The sequence below is a fragment of the Pseudomonas sp. PSB18 genome, from assembly GCF_014596565.1.
In the GTDB taxonomy this organism is placed as follows: Bacteria; Pseudomonadota; Gammaproteobacteria; order Pseudomonadales; family Pseudomonadaceae; genus Aquipseudomonas.
This window is the reverse complement of the sequence record NZ_NOIN01000001.1, coordinates 507,302-527,015: the sequence shown is the minus strand read 5'-3', so window position 1 is coordinate 527,015 and position 19,714 is coordinate 507,302. Positions and strand designations below refer to the sequence as shown.

The window sequence follows — 19,714 nt, the reverse complement described above, 5'->3', positions numbered from 1 at the left end:
GTGCCGCGGCCTGTTCTGAGGAGTACGCATGGCTGTCTACAACTACGACGTGGTGGTACTGGGTTCCGGCCCGGCGGGAGAAGGCGCGGCAATGAACGCCGCCAAGGCAGGACGCAAGGTGGCGATGGTCGACAGTCGTCGCCAGGTCGGCGGCAACTGCACCCACTTGGGTACCATCCCGTCCAAGGCCTTGCGTCACTCGGTCCGGCAGATCATGCAGTTCAACACCAACCCGATGTTCCGGGCCATCGGCGAGCCGCGCTGGTTCTCCTTCCCCGACGTGCTCAAGAGCGCCGAGAAGGTGATCTCCAAGCAGGTGGCCTCGCGTACCGGCTACTATGCCCGCAACCGTGTCGACGTATTCTTCGGCACCGGCAGCTTTGCCGACGAGCAGACCGTGGAAGTGGTGTGCGGCAATGGCGTGGTGGAAAAGCTGGTGGCCAAGCACATCATCATCGCCACCGGCTCGCGCCCTTATCGTCCTGCCGACATCGATTTCAACCACGCGCGTATCTACGATAGCGACACCATCCTCAGCCTGGGGCACACCCCGCGCAAGCTCATCGTCTACGGCGCCGGCGTGATCGGTTGCGAATACGCGTCGATCTTCAGCGGCCTGGGCGTGCTGGTGGAACTGGTGGACAACCGTGGCCAGTTGCTGAGCTTCCTGGACTCGGAAATCTCCCAGGCCCTGAGCTATCACTTCAGCAACAACAACATCACGGTGCGCCACAACGAAGATTACGATCGCGTCGAAGGCGTGGATAACGGCGTGATCCTGCACCTCAAGTCCGGCAAGAAGATCAAGGCCGACGCCCTGCTCTGGTGCAACGGTCGCACCGGCAATACCGATGCCCTAGGCCTGGAAAACATCGGCGTGAAGGTCAACAGCCGCGGCCAGATCGAAGTCGACGAGAACTACCGCACCTGTGTGCCGAACATCTACGGCGCCGGTGACGTGATCGGCTGGCCGAGCCTGGCCAGTGCCGCCCACGACCAGGGTCGTTCGGCCGCCGGCAGCATCGTCGACAACGGCAGCTGGCGCTTCGTCAATGACGTGCCGACCGGTATCTACACCATTCCGGAAATCAGCTCGATCGGCAAGAACGAACAGGAACTGACCCAGGCCAAGGTGCCCTATGAAGTGGGCAAGGCATTCTTCAAGAGCATGGCGCGGGCCCAGATCGCCGGTGAGCCGCAAGGCATGTTGAAGATCCTGTTCCACCGCGAGACGCTGGAAGTGCTCGGCGTGCACTGCTTCGGCTACCAGGCTTCGGAGATCGTCCACATCGGCCAGGCGATCATGAACCAGCCGGGCGAGCTGAACACGCTGAAGTACTTCGTCAATACCACGTTCAACTACCCGACCATGGCCGAAGCCTATCGGGTAGCGGCCTATGACGGGCTCAACCGGCTTTTTTGAGCGGCTCCGGCCGGTGGCCTGAGCCGGCCGGGGAGACCGATTTCAGCAACTCTCGAGGGTGGCAGTGGCCAAACCGGGAAAGTCTGTAATCAGGCTGTCAGCGCCAAAGTCGGCGAGCCTGCGCATCAGCGCGGGCTCGTTGACGGTCCACACCGACACATGCAGCCCCTGGCGCTGCGCCTTGATCAGGCGCTCGGGCGTGCACAAGGTCCAATTCAACGCGAGAATCTCACAACCGTAACTCTGGGCGACCTTCAGTGGGTCGAGCCAGGCGTACTCGGCTACCAATCCGCGGGAGATATCCGGAGTCAATTCCAGCGCGGCCTTGAGTACTTCCCGGGAACTGGAGGTGATGGTGACTTTGTCCAGCAGGCCGAAGCGCTGGGCCATCTCGCGGATTCCCAGCACCGTGGCTGCCGCCCGAGTGCGTGAGGCGCTCTTGACCTCCAGTTGCCAATGCTCGAAATCACACTTCTCGAACAGCTCTTCCAGGCGTGGGATCGGGCACGGTGTGATCCAGCCCGGGCCACCCTTGCGCGCATCGTAGGTCACCAGTTCGGCGGCGGAGTGCTCCACCACCTTGCCCCGGCGATCGGTCGTGCGCTTGAGGGTCGGGTCGTGGATCACCATCAACTCGCCGTCCATGGACAGGTGCAGGTCCAGTTCGCAACGGCGAACACCGTGCTTGAGACATTCCTGAAAACCGGTCAGGGTATTTTCCGGTGCTTCGCCCTTGGCGCCGCGGTGGCCATAAATGAGGGTCACGGTTCTTCCTTATTGATACCTGATTCGTTCTGTTCCCGCGCCAGGCGGCGTTCTTGCGCCTGTTTCTGCAGGATGTAGCGGGCCAGCAGCTGGCGCTGGGCGTCGGTCGGGCGTTCGAACTCGGTGCCTACGTCGTAGCCGTCGCCCTTGCGGTCGCAATGGGTCACCCGCGCCCGCAGCAACAGCCCCAGGGCCTGGGGCATGAGCACCAGCTTGATCGACAGGTGCGCGCCGATGGCAATGGGGGTGGGGTACTGGAAGTCGATGCCGCCTTCGGAAATGATCACCGGTTGCGGCTCGCCGATTTCGCCGAGCACGGTCAGGGCAACGATCTGACTGAGCAGGTCGATACGTTTGTTCATCACCTTGAGATAGGCCGCGATGCTGCGTTCGCGCTCGCTGATCTGGCGCAGCAGGTGCTGTGATTCGAACTCGCTCAGGTGCAGTTCGCTGAGCAGGTTGAACAATGGAGAGGGATCCTGCAACACTTCCTGGCCAGCAGCTTCAGGAATGGAGAGGGGCCGAATTTCCAGTGCGATCATGTCCTCGATACGGTAGTATTCGCGGCGATCTTCTTCATCTAATGTCGACATGGCGAACCCATGGTAGCGGCGGTGGTCTGAGTGTAAAGCTGGTTTGAGACCCCCGCCACAAGGACGTTCCTTTTCCCTCCGAACAAGCCCCGACATGTTCAGACCTCTCTTCGTATTCATCGGCACGCGTTATACCCGTGCAAAACGTCGCAATCATTTCGTATCGTTCATTTCCCTGACATCCATCATCGGGCTGGCCCTTGGCGTGGTCGTGATGATCGTCGTGTTGTCGGTGATGAACGGCTTCGACCATGAAATGCGCACCCGCGTGCTGGGCATGGTGCCCCACGCCACCGTCGAATCCGGCGAAGCCATCAGCGACTGGCCGAGCCTGGCCGCCAAGGTCAAGCAGAACCCGCAGGTGCTGGCCGTTGCGCCGTTTACCCAGATGCAGGGGCTGCTGACCAACGACGGCAAGGTGTCCAAGGTCCTGCTCAATGGCATCGACCCCGGGCTCGAGCGGCAGGTGTCGATCATCGACAACTTCATGCAGCAGGGCCGGCTCGACGACCTGGCGCCGGGCAGTTTCGGCATCGTGATCGGCGACAAGGCCGCGACCAAGCTGGGCGTGGCCATTGGCGACAAGCTGACCTTCGTCGCGCCGGAAGTCACCGTGACCCCGGGCGGCGTGTTCCCGCGCATGAAACGCTTTACCGTGGTCGGCATTTTCCATGTCGGCGCCGGGGAGCTGGACGGCTACCTGGGCGTCACCAATCTCCAGGACCTGGCGCGCCTGCATCGCTGGAAACCGGATCAGGTCCAGGGGCTGCGGCTGAAGTTCGACGATTTGTTCCAGGCGCCGCGTGCCGCGTGGACCATCGCCCAGCAGCTCGGCGAAGACCGTTACTACGCCCGGGACTGGACCCGCACCCACGGCAACCTGTACCAGGCGATCCGCATGGAAAAAGCCATGATCGGCCTGCTGTTGCTGCTGATCGTCGCCGTCGCCGCGTTCAACATCATTTCCACGCTGGTGATGGTGGTGAATGACAAGAAGGGTGATATCGCCATTCTGCGGACCCTGGGCGCCACGCCGGGGCAAATCATGCGCATCTTCATGGTCCAGGGCACTGTCATTGGTGTGATCGGTACGCTGGTCGGTGCTCTGGTCGGGATGTTCGCCGCGCTGAACGTCAGCGCCGCGATTGCAGCCCTGGAAGGCCTGATCGGGCACAAGTTTCTCAACGCCGACGTGTATTTCATCGACTACCTGCCATCGCAACTGCAGGCCGACGATGTGTTGATGGTCTGCGGCGCTGCGTTGATCCTGAGTTTCCTCGCCACCCTGTATCCAGCCTGGCGTGCCGCGCGCACCCAGCCTGCGGAGGCGTTACGTTATGAGTGAGTCGGGCATGAGTGAAAAAGCGATCTTGAGCTGCCGCAACCTGGGCAAATCCTACGAGGAAGGCCCGGAGTCGGTGGTGGTGTTGTCGGGCCTGCAACTGGAGCTGCATCCCGGTGAGCGCGTAGCGATTGTCGGTACCTCCGGGTCGGGCAAAAGTACCTTGCTCAACCTGCTGGGCGGTCTCGATACGCCGAGCGCCGGCAGTGTCTGGCTGGCGGGGGAAGAACTCTCGGCACTGAACGAGAAGGGCCGTGGCCTGTTGCGCAACCGCTCCCTGGGCTTCGTCTACCAGTTCCACCATTTGCTGCCCGAGTTCACCGCCCTGGAAAACGTCTGCATGCCGCTGTTGATCGGCCGCACCGCGATTCCAGAGGCCCGCCAGCGTGCTACCGCGTTGCTGGAGCGGGTAGGGCTGGGCCATCGCCTGGAGCACAAGCCGGCGGAATTGTCCGGTGGCGAGCGCCAGCGGGTGGCGATCGCCCGGGCCCTGGTCAACAAGCCTGGCCTGGTGATGCTCGACGAGCCGACCGGCAACCTCGACTCCCATACCGCCCAAGGCATCCAGGACCTGATGCTGGAGCTCAGCACCTCGATGCGCACCGCGTTCCTGGTGGTGACCCACGACATGAACCTGGCCCGGCAGATGGACCGCGTCCTGCATTTGCAGGAAGGTTGCCTGACGCCCATCTGACCGCCCGCAACCCGGCGCTGCTGATACGCGCCGGGTCTTTAATTTTTTTACGGTGCTCCGCGAATGTTCAGACCGTTATCGATCTTCATCGGCACGCGCTATACCCGCGCAAAGCGCCGCAATCGCTTTGTTTCGTTCATCTCCATGACCTCGATGATCGGCCTCGCCCTGGGTGTGCTGGCGATGATCGTGGTGCTGTCGGTGATGAACGGCTTCCAGCGCGAAATGAGCTCGCGCATCCTCGGCATGGTGCCCCATGCCACCATCGTCGGGGTCAATCCGATCGATGATTGGCAGCCAGTGGCCGCCGCCGCGCTGAAAAATCCCGAGGTGACCGCCGCCGTGCCGTTCACCGAGATGGAAGGCATGCTGAGCTATAAGGGCTCGATGCAGCCGATCCAGATCAGCGGCGTCGATCCGGCCCAGGAAGGCAAGGTGTCCATTGTCGCCCAGCACATCGTCCAGGGGCGGCTCGATGCCTTGAAGTCGGGTGAGTTCGGTGTGGTGATCGGTGAAATCACCGCACGGCGTTTTCGTCTGAACGTCGGCGACAAGCTGACCCTGATCGTGCCGGAAGTCAGCACCGCGCCGGGGGGTATCACGCCGCGGATGCAGCGGCTGAACGTGGTGGGTGTGTTCAAGGTCGGCGCCGAGCTGGATGGCTCCATGGCCCTGATCCATCTGGCCGACGCCGCACAGATGCAGCACTGGCAGCCGAATCAGGTGCAGAGCGTGCGGTTGGCGGTGAAGGATCTGTACGCCGCGCCGAAGGTGTCCGGTGATATCGCCTCTGGCCTGGGCGCGGACTACAAGGCCGATGACTGGACCCACACCCAGGGCAGCCTGTTCAGCGCCATGAAAATGGAAAAGACTATGATCGGTCTGCTGTTGCTGATGATCGTCGCGGTGGCGGCGTTCAACATCATCGCCACGCTGATCATGGTGGTGAACGACAAGGGCGCGGACATCGCGATCCTCCGTACCATCGGCGCCACGCCGCGGCAGATCATGGCGATCTTCATGGTCCAGGGCACGGTGATCGGTATCGTCGGCACGGTGATCGGCGGTGTGTTGGGAGTGATTGCGGCACTGAACGTCAGTGAGCTGGTGGGCTGGCTGGAGCGGGTCACCGGTCAGCACATCTTCAGTTCCGACGTGTACTTCGTCAGCAACCTGCCGTCGGAGCTTCAGCGCGGCGACGTGGTGCTGATCTGTGCCGCAGGCTTCATCCTGAGCTTCCTGGCCACCGTCTACCCGGCGTGGCGTGCGGCGAAGATCGAGCCGGCGCAGGCGTTGCGGTATTCGTAAGGTCAGCGCGGCCCCCTGTGGCGAGGGGATTTATCCCCGCTGGGCTGCGAAGCAGCCCCAAAAGCTCCCATTCAATCTGGCAGATCGGGTCGGCAGGTTTAGGGCCGCTTCGCGCCCCAGCGGGGATAAATCCCCTCGCCACAGGGTTGGCGTTCGGCTCAACCTTCTTTCGGCAACTCAATCACGAACCGCGTCCAGCCCTCGGTTGATTGACACCGGATCTCTCCGCCATGGGCGCGGATGATCGAGCGGGTGATCGCCAGGCCCAGGCCTGCATGTTCGCTGCTGCTTTCCCGGCGGGCCGGGTCGGCACGGTAGAAACGGTCGAACAGGCGCGGCAGCAAGTCCGCCGGGATGCCTTCGCCGCTGTTCTCCACGCTCACGTTCAATGCCTGGGCAGTCTCGACAATTCGCACTCTTACTTCACCGCCCAGGGGGGTAAAACGCAGGGCGTTGTCCAGCAGATTGGACAGGGCCCGGCGCAACATGCCGCGATCCCCCTGGATGCGGCCGCTGCCCTCGCGGCTCAAGCGAACCCCGGCGTCTTCGGCCAGCGGCGCGAAAAACTCCAGCAGCACATCCACTTCCTGCGCCAGCTCCAGCGGTTCGCGGTGTGGCGCCAGCAGGCCATGGTCGGCCTTGGCCAGGTAGAGCATGTCGTTGACCAGTTGGGCCATCCATTGCAGCTCTTCGAGATTACTGTGCAATGTCTCGCGGTATTCCTCCAGGGTGCGCTCGCGGGTGAGGGTGACCTGGGTGTGGGTCAGCAGGTTCGACAGCGGCGTGCGCAATTCATGAGCGATGTCAGCGGAGAACGCCGAAAGTCGTTGAAAGGCGTCATCGAGGCGTCCGAGCATGGCGTTGATGCTGTGGGCCAATTCCGCCAGTTCGGCCGGCATGCGGTCTTCAGGCAGTCGAGCGTTGAGTGAGCGCGCCGAAACCCCGCCAGCGATGGCGCCCATGCGGCGTAGCGGCTGCAAACCGCGTTGGGCGACCCAGGCGCCGAGAAGGGCGGTTGCCAGGGCCGACAGGCCGACGGTCAGCCAGATTAGGCGCTGCATGCGTTGCAGGAAATGCTGGTGGTGGGTGATGTCCAGCAGCAGCGTCAGTTGTGGTGAGTCCGGGCGGTCGGGGTACAGCGCTGCGTTCAGGACGCGGTAATCGGTGTCAGCATCGGTGAGGGTGAATAGGCCAGGGGTTTCGGGCAGTTGGGCCGGAATCCGGATCGAGTTGTCGTACCAACGGACGCCGTCGCTGCCTTTAATGCGCAGGGCCAGGTCGGCCTGTCGGCTCAGTTCATCTTCCAGGCGGCGCTGGGTCTGCTCGGCATCGAGATCCTGAAGGGCGCGACGCAGGCCGATCAGTTTGCCTTCCAGTAATTGCTGGTCCAACTCGATGAAATGCGCCTCGCTGGCGCGGCTGAACAGTACCCCGGCAAACAAGGATACCACGGCGGTGCAGGCGGCGAACAGCAATGCCAGTCGGCTACTCAACGACCACCGGCCCCTCACAGGCTGCGCTCTTCAAGCACGTATCCCATGCCCCGCACGGTGTGGATGAGTTTGCTGGGGAACTCATCATCGATCTTGAGCCGTAGCCGCCGGATCGCGACTTCGATGACGTTGGTGTCACTGTCGAAATTCATGTCCCAGACCTGGGAGGCGATCAAGGATTTGGGCAATACCTCGCCCTGGCGGCGCAGGAGCATTTCCAGCAAGGCGAACTCCTTGGCGGTGAGGTCGATGCGTCGGCCGCTGCGTTCGACACGGCGGCGGATCAGGTCCAGGCGCAGGTCCGCCAGTTGCAGGCTGGTTTCCTGGGGTGTCGAACCGCCCCGGCGCAACAGGCTGCGGACCCGTGCCAGCAACTCGGAAAAGGCGAAGGGTTTGACCAGGTAGTCATCGGCACCCAGTTCCAGGCCGTGTACCCGATCCTGTACCGCGTCCCGCGCCGTCAGGAACAGCACGGGAGTATCCAGCCCGGCCCCGCGGACCGCTTGCAGAATCTGCCAGCCGTCGCGGCCGGGCAACATCACGTCGAGGATCAGCAGGGCGTAGTCACCGCTCAGGGCCAGTTGCTGGCCGCTGATGCCGTCGGTTACCAGGTCGGCGTTGAACCCGGCTTCACCCAGGCCCTGGCGCAGGTAATGGCCGGTTTTCGTTTGGTCTTCGACGATCAGCAGTTTCATGGGCAACTCAGGGCATGTTTCAACGTGAGGTTATACCGCGGTAGGCGCGGCTGCGGCGCAAGCTGACAAAGTTGTAATCGAGCTGTCAGCCGGCAGCCACACAGGGGGTAGGTTTTGCGCAAGCTGAATCTTATCCGGTTGGCTGGGATGAAAGGTGAACTGACCGTCAGACAGTAAGCACTCAAAGGCTTGGGCAAAGGCTGATAGAATCCGCTGATTATTCAGTCAGGTTTCCGTCATGCATCCCGCAGCCGAACATTCGCCGCTGGGCAAATCCAGCGAATACATCGCCACGTACACGCCGTCACTGCTGTTCCCGATTCCGCGCACCGCAAAATGGGCGGAGCTGGGCCTGACGGCCGACACTCTGCCGTACAAGGGCGTGGATTTCTGGAACTGTTTCGAGCTGTCGTGGCTGTTGCCGTCCGGCAAGCCGGTGGTGGCGATCGGCGAGTTCGCGATCCCGGCGGACTCCCCGAACATCATCGAGTCCAAGTCGTTCAAGCTGTACCTCAACTCGCTGAACCAGACCGCGTTCGCCGATACCGCGAGCCTGGAAGCGACCCTGCGCCAGGACCTCTCGGCGGCGGCGGGAAAACCGGTGCAGGTGCGGGTTCGCAGCCTCAAGGACGTGGAACGGGAAGGCGTCGTGGCGCTGCCCGGCGTTTGCATCGACGACTTGGATATCAGCGTCGACTCCTACGCACACCCCCGTCCGGAACTGCTGCAATGCGATGAGTCGCGCATCGTCGAAGAAAGCCTGCACAGCCACTTGCTCAAATCGAACTGCCCGGTGACCAGTCAGCCGGATTGGGGCAGCGTTGTCGTGGAGTACCGCGGCGCTGCGCTGGACCCGGCCAGCCTGCTGGCGTACATCGTCAGCTTCCGCCAGCACTCGGATTTCCATGAGCAATGCGTGGAGCGGATCTTTCTCGATCTGCAGCGCTTGCTCAAGCCGAAGAAGTTGACGGTGTATGCTCGGTATGTCCGGCGTGGCGGGCTGGACATCAACCCGTATCGCAGCACTGAAAGCGTGCAACTGCCGAACCTGCGGCTGGTTCGGCAGTAACCACCTGGCAGAGGGGATCCCCTGTGGGAGCGAGCCTGCTCGCGATAGCGATGGATCAGGCAACATTGAGGTCGGATGTGCTGCCGTCTTCGCGAGCAGGCTCGCTCCCACAAAGATGGCATTTCAGGTTGCAGTATAAAAAAGCCCCGCCATCGATGGAGCGGGGCTTTCTTTGTCCGGTGTTTCAGATCCCCATGTTGCCCAGCGTCAGCATGATGTTACGCAACGTCCCTGCAACGGCTGGGTGGCTGACTTCGAAGCGTTCCACGGCCAGGTTCACGCCATCCACCAGGTTGGTGTCCTGAAGGGTGTTCTCCAGCTGGATTTCGGCTTCGATCTGAGCCATCAGTTGTTGCAGGTTTTCGCGCTCAGGTTCGGACAAGGGCGGGTTCTGGTCCAATTGCTCGCGCAGGGCATTGAGTTGTTCTTGCAGTTCGAGGCGCGCCATTGGCATTAACTCCCATAATTGATAAGCACAGCCATGGACCGCGCCAGTGCGTCAAAAGTCCATGGCATGCCCTAAGAGTAATCCACCCCCGCGTTCCGTGCATGATCCCGGTCAGGGCTTCTCGCCCTTGAGCCGACGCAGGCTGATATCCGCCAGGCAGGTATCCAGTTCGCCCAGATGATCGATGACCGAGTGCACCCCCAGGCTGAAGAGCTCTACCGTGGCCTTGGCGCGCCTGATTTCCCGCTGCTGTTGGCTCAGGGCTTGCCATTCGCTGGGTGTCAGGCCACACAGCGAACCGCATGAGGCCAATCCGATGGTCCACAAACCGGCGTTGAGCCCTGACTGCAGCAAACGGGGTTCGCCGCTGACCAATACGCATCCGTCCAATTGCTGGACGTTCAGCGCCATCAGCGCCTGCCAGCAGGCATGAGGGGCCGGCCACGGATTATTTGTTGCAGGAAGTTGCGGCGATTTGATCCATGCCGGTAAAGACGCCGCCAGACCATGACTGACGGCTGGCGGCAGTTCGTCAAGCCAGGCGCAAGGAATTTCCTGAAGTTGCAGGTGCCGCAGGCTTTCGAGGGCACCGGGTGTCGGTTGCGCATGCTCGGCCGGTGTTGTCCCTGGATGACGAGTGCGCGCACCGAAATCCACCAGGCACCCGCTAAGACCAAACAGTACGGCGGTGAGGCTGGGGACGGGGAGGGGCAGGGCTTCGGCGCGGGGCATCGGGGTCATCCTTGAAATATGCCGAGCCTAACGTGCCTGAATGACAGTCCCGTGACAGCGAAATGAAAGGGGCGGGTAGTGGAAATGTCCTACGAGCAGCTTCTTTTCCATGCTGCCTATCGGCGCTTTCCACCTTATACTACCCACCATCTTACCGCCTGGGCTCGGCGCCCTTGCCTGAATGAACCAAGGAGTTTTCCCTATGCGCTGGAGCCATCGCCTAGCTCAGCTGTTTCTTTCCGCCAGTGTGCTGCTGGTGCCGTTCGCCGCTCAGGCCGCTACGGAAGAAGATCCATGGGAAAGCATCAACCGTCCGATCTTCACCTTCAACGACACCGTTGATACCTACGCGCTCAAGCCTCTGGCCCAGGGTTATCAATACGTGACGCCGCAATTCCTTGAAGACGGCATCCATAACATGTTCCGTAACATCGGCGACGTGGGCAACCTGGCTAACGATCTGCTGCAGGCCAAACCGGCCGCCGCCGGGGTCGATACGGCCCGGTTGATCTTCAACACCACGTTCGGCTTGCTGGGCTTCTTCGATGTCGGCACCAAGATGGGCCTGCAGCGTAGCGATGAAGATTTCGGCCAGACCCTCGGCTACTGGGGCGTGGGCAGCGGCCCTTACGTGATGCTGCCGTTGCTGGGGCCAAGCACGCTGCGCGATGCGCCGGCCAAGTTCGTCGACAACTACACCACGCCCTATCCCTACATCGACGATGTGTCGGTGCGTAACTCCATCTTCGGCCTGAACGTCGTCGATACCCGCGCCAGCCTGTTGTCGGCCGAAAAACTGGTGAGCGGCGACAAGTACGTGTTCATCCGTAATGCCTACCTGCAGAACCGCGAGTTCAAGGTCAAGGATGGCCAGGTCGAAGACGATTTCTGATTCGACCCGCAGGCAACCGGAAGGCGGCCCTGATGGCCGCCTTCCGTGTTTTTGCGCTACGTCTGGCCGGTTTAACCTTCCATTGAGTTACGCTCCGCTCGGTTCTTATAACTCTCTGTACTTTGACAAATAAAGACGGCAAGCGGCCATTCGCATGAGCTTGAAACGCCCCGCGGATGGGAGTACCGTCTGCGCCTTAGAAGGGCACCTCTGATGTAGTCGTGTGTAGGGCAAAGGCCTGCAGCCGGTACGACAGAGAGGCTAGAAAGCGAATCCAGTAGTGCGTGCGAGGCCCGATGGCCCAGCCGGCTACGCCAACCTAATTCTGGCGCCGTTTGCCCACATGCCAAAAACCAGTGCCACGCTGCTGATAATCGATGATGACGAAGTGGTGCGAGCCAGTCTCGCAGCCTACTTGGAAGACAGTGGTTTCAGCGTCCTGCAGGCTAGCAACGGCCAACAGGGTCTTCAGGTATTCGAGCAAGACAAGCCCGACCTGGTCATCTGCGACCTGCGCATGCCGCAGATGGGCGGTCTTGAGCTCATTCGCCAGGTCACCGAGATTTCGTCGCAGACACCGGTCATCGTGGTGTCGGGCGCGGGCGTGATGAATGACGCGGTCGAGGCATTGCGCCTGGGCGCGGCGGATTACCTGATCAAGCCCCTCGAAGACCTGGCGGTGCTCGAGCACTCGGTGCGTCGGGCCCTGGACCGTTCGCGGCTGTTGGTAGAAAACCAGCGCTATCGGGAAAAGCTGGAAACCGCCAACCGTGAGCTGGAAGCCAGCCTCAACCTGTTGCAGGAAGACCAGAATGCCGGGCGCCAGGTGCAGATGAACATGCTGCCGGTCAGCCCCTGGGCCGTCGACGATTTCCGTTTTGCCCACCAGATCATCCCGTCGTTGTACCTGTCGGGGGATTTCGTGGACTATTTCCGAGTCGATGAGCGACGAGTGGCGTTCTACCTGGCGGATGTCTCCGGCCATGGTGCCTCGTCGGCTTTCGTCACGGTGCTGTTGAAGTTCATGACCACGCGGCTGCTGTTCGAGTCCAAGCGCAACGGCACGCTGCCAGAGTTCAAGCCGTCTGAGGTCCTGGGGCATATCAACCGGGGCCTGATCAGTTGTAAGCTGGGTAAGCACGTCACCATGGTCGGTGGAGTCATCGACGAGGAGACGGGCTTGTTGACCTATAGCATTGGCGGTCACCTGCCGTTGCCTGTGTTGTATACGCCAGACAGTGTTCGGTATCTGGAAGGGCGTGGATTGCCGGTGGGCCTGTTCAACGAGGCGACCTACGAAGACCACGTGCTGGAGTTGCCGCCGGTATTCAGCTTGACGCTGATGTCTGATGGCATTCTGGACCTTTTGACAGAGCCTACACTCAAAGAGAAAGAAGCGGCCTTGCCTGAACGGGTGAGTGCAGCGGGCGGCAGCCTGGAAGGCTTGCGCCAAGTGTTTGGATTAGCCACGCTAGGGGAGATGCCGGATGATATCGCCCTGTTAGTGTTGAGCAGGAACCTTTGATGAGTACTGGTAGAATCCAGTTCGCCGAGCAGGACGGCACATTTGTCCTGAAGTTTGTCGGTGAAGTGCGCCTGACCCTGTGTTCGGCGCTGGATGCGACTATTGAGCGGATCTTCACCGCGCTGAACTTCAGCGCCATCGTGATCGACCTGACCGAAACCCGCAGCATCGACAGCACCACCCTTGGCCTGCTGGCCAAACTGTCGATCCTGTCGCGGCAGAAGGTCGGCTTGCTGCCCACCGTCGTCACCACCCATAACGACATCACCCGTCTGTTGCAATCGATGGGTTTCGACCAGGTATTCAATATCGTGGGCGACCCGGTGCCGTGCCCTGAGTGCCTGGATGACCTGCCTGACCAGGACCAGTCCGAGGAAGAGGTGCGGATCAAGGTGCTCGAAGCCCACAAGATCCTCATGGGGCTGAACGAATCCAATCGTGAAGCATTCCATGACCTGGTGAACGCGCTGGAGCGGCCCTGATCCAGGGATGACCTGGCGGGCCCCATCGCGAGCAGGCTCGCTCCCACAGGGATTGGGTTGTTCTCAGTTGATGAGGGTTACGCGAAACTTGTGGGAGCGAGCCTGCTCGCGATGACGTCCGTTCTGTCGTCCAATCCCTCAGTGCGAAGCCAAGCCATTCCAACATGAAAAGGGGGGCGAACCCATCAAGGTTCGCCCCCCTTTTACATGCCGGTGAATCAACTCAGAGCTTGGCTTGCAGCAACGCCTCGAGCTTCTCCTGGTCCCGGGCGAACTGACGAATACCTTCCGCCAGCTTCTCGGTTGCCATGGCGTCCTCGTTGGACAACCAGCGGAACTGCGCTTCATTGAGGCTCAAACGCGCTTCACCGGTTTGCCCCGGTGCCAACTTGCGTTCCAGGGTGCCTTCGTCGGCGGCCAGTTTTTCCAGCAGTTCCGGGCTGACCGTCAAGCGGTCGCAACCGGCCAGTTGCTCGATCTGGTTGAGGTTACGGAAGCTGGCGCCCATGACCACGGTCTTGTAGTCATTGGCCTTGTAGTAGTTGTAGATGCGCGTCACCGACTGGACGCCTGGATCATCGGCACCGGTGTAGTCGTTGCCATTGGCCTTCTTGTACCAGTCGTAGATACGTCCCACGAACGGCGAAATCAGGAACACCCCGGCGTCGGCACAGGCCGCGGCCTGGGCGAAGGAGAACAGCAGGGTCAGGTTGCATTGGATGCCTTCACGCTCCAGTTGCTCAGCGGCGCGAATGCCTTCCCAGGTCGAAGCGATCTTGATCAGCACCCGATCACGGCCAATGCCGGCCTTGTCATACAGTTCAACCAGGCGGTGGGCACGCTTCAACATGGCGTCGGTGTCGAACGACAGGCGCGCATCCACCTCGGTGGAAATGCGCCCTGGAATCACCTTCAGGATCTCTCCCCCGACCGCCACACCGAAGCGGTCGCTGGCCAGGCCCACATCACCCTTGCAGTCCGCCACGCAGGCGTTCAACAGCTCGGCATAGCCGTGCATCGCCGAGGCTTTCAGCAGCAGGGAAGGGTTGGTGGTGGCATCTACCGGTTTGACGCGGGCAATGGCTTCGAAGTCGCCAGTGTCGGCCACGACGGTGGTGAATTGCTTGAGTTGTTCCAGCTTGGAAGTCATGAGCGTGCTCTGTCCTATGGGTCTGTTGACATTACCCGAGGGCCGGCGGCCACTCAAGGGCGTGTGCGGGGATCGATGGCCCCGGTGGCAACAACCTGAAAACGGCTGTTTGAAAGGGCGGGGCAGGTACCGGTAGATACGATGCCAAAACCGCGTGCAGGTTCAACACGATCGTCTGATGGTCATGCATGTTGTGTGTTCAAGAACAGGCCCGCAATACTTGTTGGCAGTAGCGTCGTCGAGATCAGAATCAATCGCTGGCCCGCCCTTGTCATTGCCATATAGAGTTTGCGCGAATTCTGTTCCCGCTCTTGGGCAGAAAGCACGCCCTCTTGAGCCGTTTCTCTCATGAGCTTTTCCAGGCCCAGCAGCAACACGATACTGGCTTCAAGCCCTGTAGCGGTGTCCACTGTGGAAACACGCAGATTATCTGCGTCCACATGAACGGACTCCATGCTGTTCAGATCCCAGACTTTGCGCGAACCGAATCGATCGCTCAACGCCTTGAGCAGCAGCTTCTTATTGGTGTCCCGGCCATATAGCACAAGCATGTTCGATAGATTGATCTGCTGGGTTTGCAAGTAGCCGGCTATCTCGTTACAGGCCTGTATAACCGCATCCTGGGGCGTGTCCGATCGGATCAATAGCGGGGCGATGCCTTCGTCCATGCCATTGAAATCAGGCTGCAGATAATCGTCCGGGTCGGTTTGGGTAAATTCGGCCAAAACAAGACCGGCTGCCCGCAGTATGGCCTGAGTGGTTCGGTAGGAGTGATGAAGCTTCTTTGTTTTACCCGCCACATCCAGGCCGACACGCTTCCAACTGAGTCGGCTTTTCAAAAAGCCCTGGTTGGGGTCGGCACATAAAAACAGGCTGCCTTCGGAGTCGGCCAAGGTGCTTTTGACTAGTTGAAACCAGGTCGGCGCGAAGAATTGGGCTTCGTCTACCAGGATGTGTTGATACTTATCGAGCTTGTCGAGCTTCGTCAGACACAGATCCCGGGACAATGAACTCCATAAACGAGAGCCTTGCTTGCGCAGTGCATCAGTGACCTGCCCGTAGAGCGCCCATACCTGGCCCCGTTCTTCCTTGCGCAAGGCAAACCCTTGGCCGGCGCGTTCGGCGTCCAGATAGCCTTGCTCGTCGCTAATCAATGACTCATTGATGAAGTCGAACTCGTCCAGGAGTTGTTCATTCCCGGGCTTCAAGTCCGGAAAGGATTTCCGATAATGGCCAATTTGGCTGGTGACTTCTTTAGGGAATACCATCTCTGGTTGCAACTCAAAATGGTTCACCCATTGCTGTCGTATCCATGCCAGCGCGGTCACGATTGTCAGGTTGCGCGGCAAACCCTCCGGGCTGGCCTTTTTCAAGCGGTGCTTGAGGTCTTTAACCACCGGCACATTGTGGATTAGCATCAATATCTTTTGATCTGGAAATTTTTTCGCCAAGATCAACGCCCGGTTAGCGGCAATCAATGTCTTTCCGCTTCCGGCAACGCCATTGACCAGCCGCACCGAGAAATCATTCAAGGTTTGCGTTTGTTCCTCAGGCAACTCCAAGTCCAACTTACTGGCCCACTCTTGTTGTGTGTCCAGGAAATAACGTGTGGTCTTTGCTGAGTTATCTCGTGAAAAATGCCGGCGGGTCGTGCAGATTGCCGGTATTTCGGCTTCTGGAAAATAGTGCCCCATGAGCGTGTCGCTGGCTTCGCGGCTCAGCGAGCTGAATAACTTGGGCAATTGTTCGTGGCCAAGCTCGATAAAAGTGCTCTTGGACATGAGCCGCGGGCCGTCAGGCGTTGAGTAGTGCTGCCACAGGCGTTTGGTCTGTTCGGGCGTGCAGTTCCACATGATGATCAGTTTGCCGAGTCGCTGCCCGGCCGGCATCTTGTCGGGCTCAGTCGCTTCGAGGTGCGAAACCAGCTCTGTAAAAGTCTGTTGTTCGGTAGCGGTGAACAGTTGATCGGGGTCTAGTGTGTCAAAAGAGGTTTCACACAACACCGTAGCCAGCCATTGATGTTGTGCATGTTGGAGGAAGAAGTCAGGGGCCCAGGCTTCCCGAGCGAGGCACTGGCGTACAACATGGTTATCATCCAGTTTGCGCAACGTACGTTTAACGTGAACATAGGCGCCAGTGCTGCGCTGCCATTCAGGGATAAAGAGTGTCATAGGGGCAGTACCACTTTGCGGCATCGACTGATCAGACTCAAATACTCATCGGCCCATAGCTGCGTAACGTTGTTACTGCACTCAATCCCCTGGGCCAGCTCAGGCCCGATAATGATCAATTTGGTCATCGCCCGGGTGATGGAAACGTTCAGTCGCTCAGGCTGGAAGAAAAACTCTGCGACAGCACCGAGGAATGCCTCATCGCCGCTGGCCAATGACACGATGATAAGTTCGCGTTCCTGCCCCTGCATGCGTTCAACGGTATCTGCGACGATGGTTTGGGCGAGTTCGCGTCCAAAATGTCGAGTCAATAACGTTCGAATCGCCCGGCCCTGAGCCCGGTAAGGTGTGACAATACCGATATCTGCCGGGGCGACACCCATGGCATGGGCGACTTTGCAGAGTTCAAGTACATGCTGAGCATCCCGAAAGTTTCGGGTTTTTGCCGTTCTGTCAGTCGTGGGAATAAATATGGCGCTTGCCTCTGGATCAAAGACGCGATCCATCGGGGACTCGACCTCAACGTAGTTGAAGCGTCGGTCTTTATTGGGGCCCGCCGCACGTAACTTGCCTTCGTAGTAATTATGGCTCGGCCATTCGGTCAACCATTGATTCATCCGGTAGGTTTCTTCAAGCATGACCGTGTGGTCGGCTGTTTGTGAGGTAAGACGGCCAAAGATCGACATCGATTCGCCAGAAAGGACCGACTGGGACAACAGCACCGGCGGCAGTTGTTTCTGGTCTCCAATGAAGATAAAGCGTCTACCTTTGCGCATGGCCATCAGCGCGAGGGGGAGGGTAATCTGACTGGCTTCGTCAAAGATCACCGTGTCGAATTTGAAATGTTCAAGCTGGCTGCAGGTGGCGAACGGAGTCGCGCCAATGACATAGCCGCTGCCGTCCGCAGGCAGGTTCTCCCAATCGGCGGGTGTTTTTGCCCAGTCAACGGTTTTGCTTACATCCTCAGGACGGCCACCAATCTTCACCGTTGGTATGTTGCGCTCGGCAATCTTTGCAAGGGCATTGTTGATAGCCATGTGCGTGTGAGAGGTGACAAATACCCGTTCCTGACGCTCGACCAGTAGCTGGGCAATAAGCGCGAGTGCGCGGGTCTTGCCGGTCCCGGGTGGGCCTTGGATGCAAGCAATTTGCTCAGCGGCAAAGGCCATGGCGACAGCCCGGGCTTGATGTTCGTTACACTTGTTTTGGATGGCGAAACGTTCAGCGTAATCCAGGTCCGCGTCGTTGAACGTGATGGCTGGCGCATCGCCGAGCAGCGGGATAATCAGGTTGTCGGTATTGATTGAATCTGCAATATCTTCCAGGGTCTTTTCATAGCGGGGCGTCAGATCCAGCGCGTCCATATCCGCATAGCAAGGTCCGCCCTGGTAGTTGTCCCATACCGTATTAGCCAGTTTCTCGCTCAGCAGCCATCGCCCTTCTTCTTCGCGTTCAAAGGTCATCCTGGCGCACAACAGCCCGGTAGACGGATCGCCAAGGTGCAAACGCAGCATATCCCCTTCACGAAAGCGTGATTCGCTCTTATCAAGGTGCGCCCAAAGACAAGTAGTTTTGTCGGCTCTTTCTAGGTGCGTGAAGCCCTGAGTCAAACCCTTTTCAAGCTTCTCATGCAAGGGGCGCTGCCAGGTTTGCAAAAGTTGCTGAAGGTTCGCATCGCGCTCGGCATAGATAAATTTAAAAAGCTTTTTAATAAGCGGATGCTGCCCTTGCATGGCGATATTCGTCCCTGAACGGTGATGGCACAACAGTGTTACATACTGTTGAAGCGAGGCGCGAGCGATATGGATCCAATATCCTCACGCGAGCCCGATCGCACGATTGAATGCAACTGCAGCTCAGCGAATTTTCACCTAGGGACGATGCTTGCCTCAGATGCGCGTATTAACGCCCCTCCAGCAACTGCCCCGCCTGGTCCAACAGCGCCAACGGATCCTTGGTCTTGTGAATGTCCACCGACAACAACTGCCGAAACCGTCGCGCTCCTGGAAAACCAGTGCCCAGGCCCAACACATGACGGGTGATATGGTGCATCGCCCCACCAGCGGCCAGGTGATTGGCAATATAGGGGCGCAGTTGTGCCAGCGCCTCGGCCCGGGTGATGACCGGCGCGGTACTGCCGAACAGCTGTTGATCGACCTCGGCCAGCAGATAGGGGTTATGGTACGCCTCGCGCCCCAGCATCACGCCGTCGAAGGTCTGCAGATGCTCATGGCACGCCTCAAGTGTCTTGATCCCGCCGTTGAGCACGATTTCCAGCTCCGGAAAATCCGCCTTCAACCGCGCCACCACGTCATAGCGCAGGGGCGGGATATCACGATTCTCCTTTGGCGACAGCCCCTCCAGGATCGCGATCCGCGCATGCACGGTAAAACTTGTGCAACCGGCCTCGCGCACCGTGCCAACGAACTCACACAGTTGCTCATAGCTGTCTCGCCCGTTGATCCCGATCCGATGCTTGACCGTCACCGGGATCGACACCGCATCACGCATCGCCTTCACACAATCGGCCACCAACCCCGGATGCCCCATCAGGCAGGCGCCGATCATGTTGTTCTGCACCCGATCGCTTGGGCAACCGACATTGAGGTTGACCTCGTCGTAGCCATGCTCCTGGGCCATCTTCGCGCAGGCGGCCAGATCCCCCGGGACACTGCCGCCCAACTGGAGCGCCAGGGGGTGTTCGGTTTCGTGATGGCGCAGGAAGCGCTCATGGTCGCCGTTGAGCAGGGCGCCGGTGGTGACCATCTCGGTGTAGAGGAGCGCGTTTTTGGAGAGGATGCGCAGGAAGTAGCGGCAGTGGGCGTCTGTCCAATCCATCATGGGTGCAACACTGAAGCGCCGAGACAGCGTAGGCCGCGTATTTACTGGGCTAAAGCTCTGTTTTACTAGCATTTTACTCAACGTGTTCTTG

The 19,714-nt window shown here is 59.9% G+C and carries 18 protein-coding genes; 8 read left to right on the top strand and 10 right to left on the bottom strand.

What is annotated here, in order from left to right:
- The first annotated feature begins 28 nt into the window (after window positions 1-28).
- Window positions 29-1,423 carry a Si-specific NAD(P)(+) transhydrogenase gene (gene sthA, locus CGA22_RS02345; RefSeq protein WP_041020652.1) on the top strand — a complete coding sequence of 465 codons (1,395 nt, stop codon included), beginning with the start codon at window positions 29-31 and terminating at the stop codon, window positions 1,421-1,423.
- A 42-nt stretch (window positions 1,424-1,465) separates the two neighbouring features.
- On the opposite strand, the gene CGA22_RS02340 is transcribed toward sthA, so the two are convergent.
- Together CGA22_RS02340 and CGA22_RS02335 are read right to left on the bottom strand one after the other, a co-directional pair.
- Window positions 1,466-2,188: a glycerophosphodiester phosphodiesterase gene (locus CGA22_RS02340; protein WP_041020653.1), complete on the bottom strand. Its 723-nt coding sequence runs from the start codon at window positions 2,186-2,188 to the stop codon at window positions 1,466-1,468.
- Window positions 2,185-2,781: a PilZ domain-containing protein gene (locus CGA22_RS02335; RefSeq protein ID WP_041020654.1), complete on the bottom strand. Its 597-nt coding sequence runs from the start codon at window positions 2,779-2,781 to the stop codon at window positions 2,185-2,187. The genes CGA22_RS02340 and CGA22_RS02335 overlap by 4 nt, the downstream gene beginning before the upstream one ends.
- Window positions 2,782-2,875: 94 nt before the next feature.
- On the opposite strand from CGA22_RS02335, the gene CGA22_RS02330 reads away from it, so the two are divergent.
- The 3 genes from CGA22_RS02330 to CGA22_RS02320 all read left to right on the top strand — a co-directional run bounded on the left by CGA22_RS02330 (window position 2,876) and on the right by CGA22_RS02320 (window position 6,125).
- The gene (locus CGA22_RS02330; protein WP_041020655.1) at window positions 2,876-4,126 is read left to right on the top strand and encodes a lipoprotein-releasing ABC transporter permease subunit; all 1,251 of its coding nucleotides are present in this window, start codon (window positions 2,876-2,878) and stop codon (window positions 4,124-4,126) included.
- A gap of 7 nt (window positions 4,127-4,133) precedes the next feature.
- The gene (gene lolD / locus CGA22_RS02325) at window positions 4,134-4,817 is read left to right on the top strand and encodes a lipoprotein-releasing ABC transporter ATP-binding protein LolD (protein WP_177329223.1); all 684 of its coding nucleotides are present in this window, start codon (window positions 4,134-4,136) and stop codon (window positions 4,815-4,817) included.
- Between the two features lie 63 nt (window positions 4,818-4,880).
- The gene (locus CGA22_RS02320; protein WP_041020657.1) at window positions 4,881-6,125 is read left to right on the top strand and encodes a lipoprotein-releasing ABC transporter permease subunit; all 1,245 of its coding nucleotides are present in this window, start codon (window positions 4,881-4,883) and stop codon (window positions 6,123-6,125) included.
- 158 nt (window positions 6,126-6,283) lie between these two features.
- On the opposite strand, the gene CGA22_RS02315 is transcribed toward CGA22_RS02320, so the two are convergent.
- Both CGA22_RS02315 and CGA22_RS02310 read right to left on the bottom strand, forming a co-directional pair.
- Complete coding sequence (locus tag CGA22_RS02315) at window positions 6,284-7,636, bottom strand: heavy metal sensor histidine kinase (RefSeq protein WP_041021908.1); 1,353 nt, start codon at window positions 7,634-7,636, stop codon at window positions 6,284-6,286.
- A complete protein-coding gene (locus tag CGA22_RS02310; RefSeq protein ID WP_041021909.1) occupies window positions 7,633-8,313 on the bottom strand; it encodes a heavy metal response regulator transcription factor in 681 nt (226 codons plus the stop codon). The genes CGA22_RS02315 and CGA22_RS02310 overlap by 4 nt, the downstream gene beginning before the upstream one ends.
- Window positions 8,314-8,551: 238 nt before the next feature.
- Here CGA22_RS02310 and queF point away from each other — a divergent pair, with 238 nt between their 5' ends.
- Window positions 8,552-9,382, top strand: coding sequence for an NADPH-dependent 7-cyano-7-deazaguanine reductase QueF (gene queF, locus CGA22_RS02305; RefSeq protein ID WP_041021910.1), 831 nt, complete (start codon window positions 8,552-8,554; stop codon window positions 9,380-9,382).
- A gap of 184 nt (window positions 9,383-9,566) precedes the next feature.
- Here queF and CGA22_RS02300 read toward each other — a convergent pair whose 3' ends face one another.
- Together CGA22_RS02300 and CGA22_RS02295 are read right to left on the bottom strand one after the other, a co-directional pair.
- Window positions 9,567-9,830 (bottom strand): DUF4404 family protein, encoded by a 264-nt coding sequence (locus tag CGA22_RS02300; RefSeq protein WP_041021911.1) that lies wholly within the window; start codon window positions 9,828-9,830, stop codon window positions 9,567-9,569.
- Between the two features lie 111 nt (window positions 9,831-9,941).
- A complete protein-coding gene (locus CGA22_RS02295; protein WP_041021912.1) occupies window positions 9,942-10,562 on the bottom strand; it encodes a hypothetical protein in 621 nt (206 codons plus the stop codon).
- A gap of 202 nt (window positions 10,563-10,764) precedes the next feature.
- Between CGA22_RS02295 and CGA22_RS02290 the strand changes: the two genes are divergently transcribed.
- The 3 genes from CGA22_RS02290 to rssC all read left to right on the top strand — a co-directional run bounded on the left by CGA22_RS02290 (window position 10,765) and on the right by rssC (window position 13,461).
- Window positions 10,765-11,454 carry a VacJ family lipoprotein gene (locus CGA22_RS02290; RefSeq protein ID WP_041021913.1) on the top strand — a complete coding sequence of 230 codons (690 nt, stop codon included), beginning with the start codon at window positions 10,765-10,767 and terminating at the stop codon, window positions 11,452-11,454.
- 343 nt (window positions 11,455-11,797) lie between these two features.
- Window positions 11,798-12,979, top strand: coding sequence for a two-component system response regulator RssB (gene rssB / locus CGA22_RS02285; RefSeq protein ID WP_041021914.1), 1,182 nt, complete (start codon window positions 11,798-11,800; stop codon window positions 12,977-12,979).
- Window positions 12,979-13,461 (top strand): anti-sigma factor antagonist RssC, encoded by a 483-nt coding sequence (gene rssC / locus CGA22_RS02280; RefSeq protein ID WP_041021915.1) that lies wholly within the window; start codon window positions 12,979-12,981, stop codon window positions 13,459-13,461. Before rssB ends, rssC begins: the two co-directional genes overlap by 1 nt.
- 223 nt (window positions 13,462-13,684) lie before the next feature.
- Here the strand turns inward: rssC and tal are convergent, their stop codons facing one another.
- The 4 genes from tal to dusA form a co-directional block, all read right to left on the bottom strand.
- Window positions 13,685-14,611, bottom strand: a complete 927-nt coding sequence (gene tal, locus CGA22_RS02275; RefSeq protein WP_041021916.1) for a transaldolase — start codon at window positions 14,609-14,611, stop codon at window positions 13,685-13,687.
- Between the two features lie 182 nt (window positions 14,612-14,793).
- The gene (locus CGA22_RS02270; RefSeq protein ID WP_041021917.1) at window positions 14,794-16,782 is read right to left on the bottom strand and encodes a UvrD-helicase domain-containing protein; all 1,989 of its coding nucleotides are present in this window, start codon (window positions 16,780-16,782) and stop codon (window positions 14,794-14,796) included.
- The gene (locus CGA22_RS02265) at window positions 16,779-18,515 is read right to left on the bottom strand and encodes a DEAD/DEAH box helicase (protein WP_041021918.1); all 1,737 of its coding nucleotides are present in this window, start codon (window positions 18,513-18,515) and stop codon (window positions 16,779-16,781) included. The genes CGA22_RS02270 and CGA22_RS02265 overlap by 4 nt, the downstream gene beginning before the upstream one ends.
- Before the next feature lie 169 nt (window positions 18,516-18,684).
- On the bottom strand, window positions 18,685-19,695 hold the full coding sequence (gene dusA / locus CGA22_RS02260) for a tRNA dihydrouridine(20/20a) synthase DusA (RefSeq protein WP_084213738.1): 1,011 nt from the start codon (window positions 19,693-19,695) through the stop codon (window positions 18,685-18,687).
- Window positions 19,696-19,714: the final 19 nt, after the last annotated feature.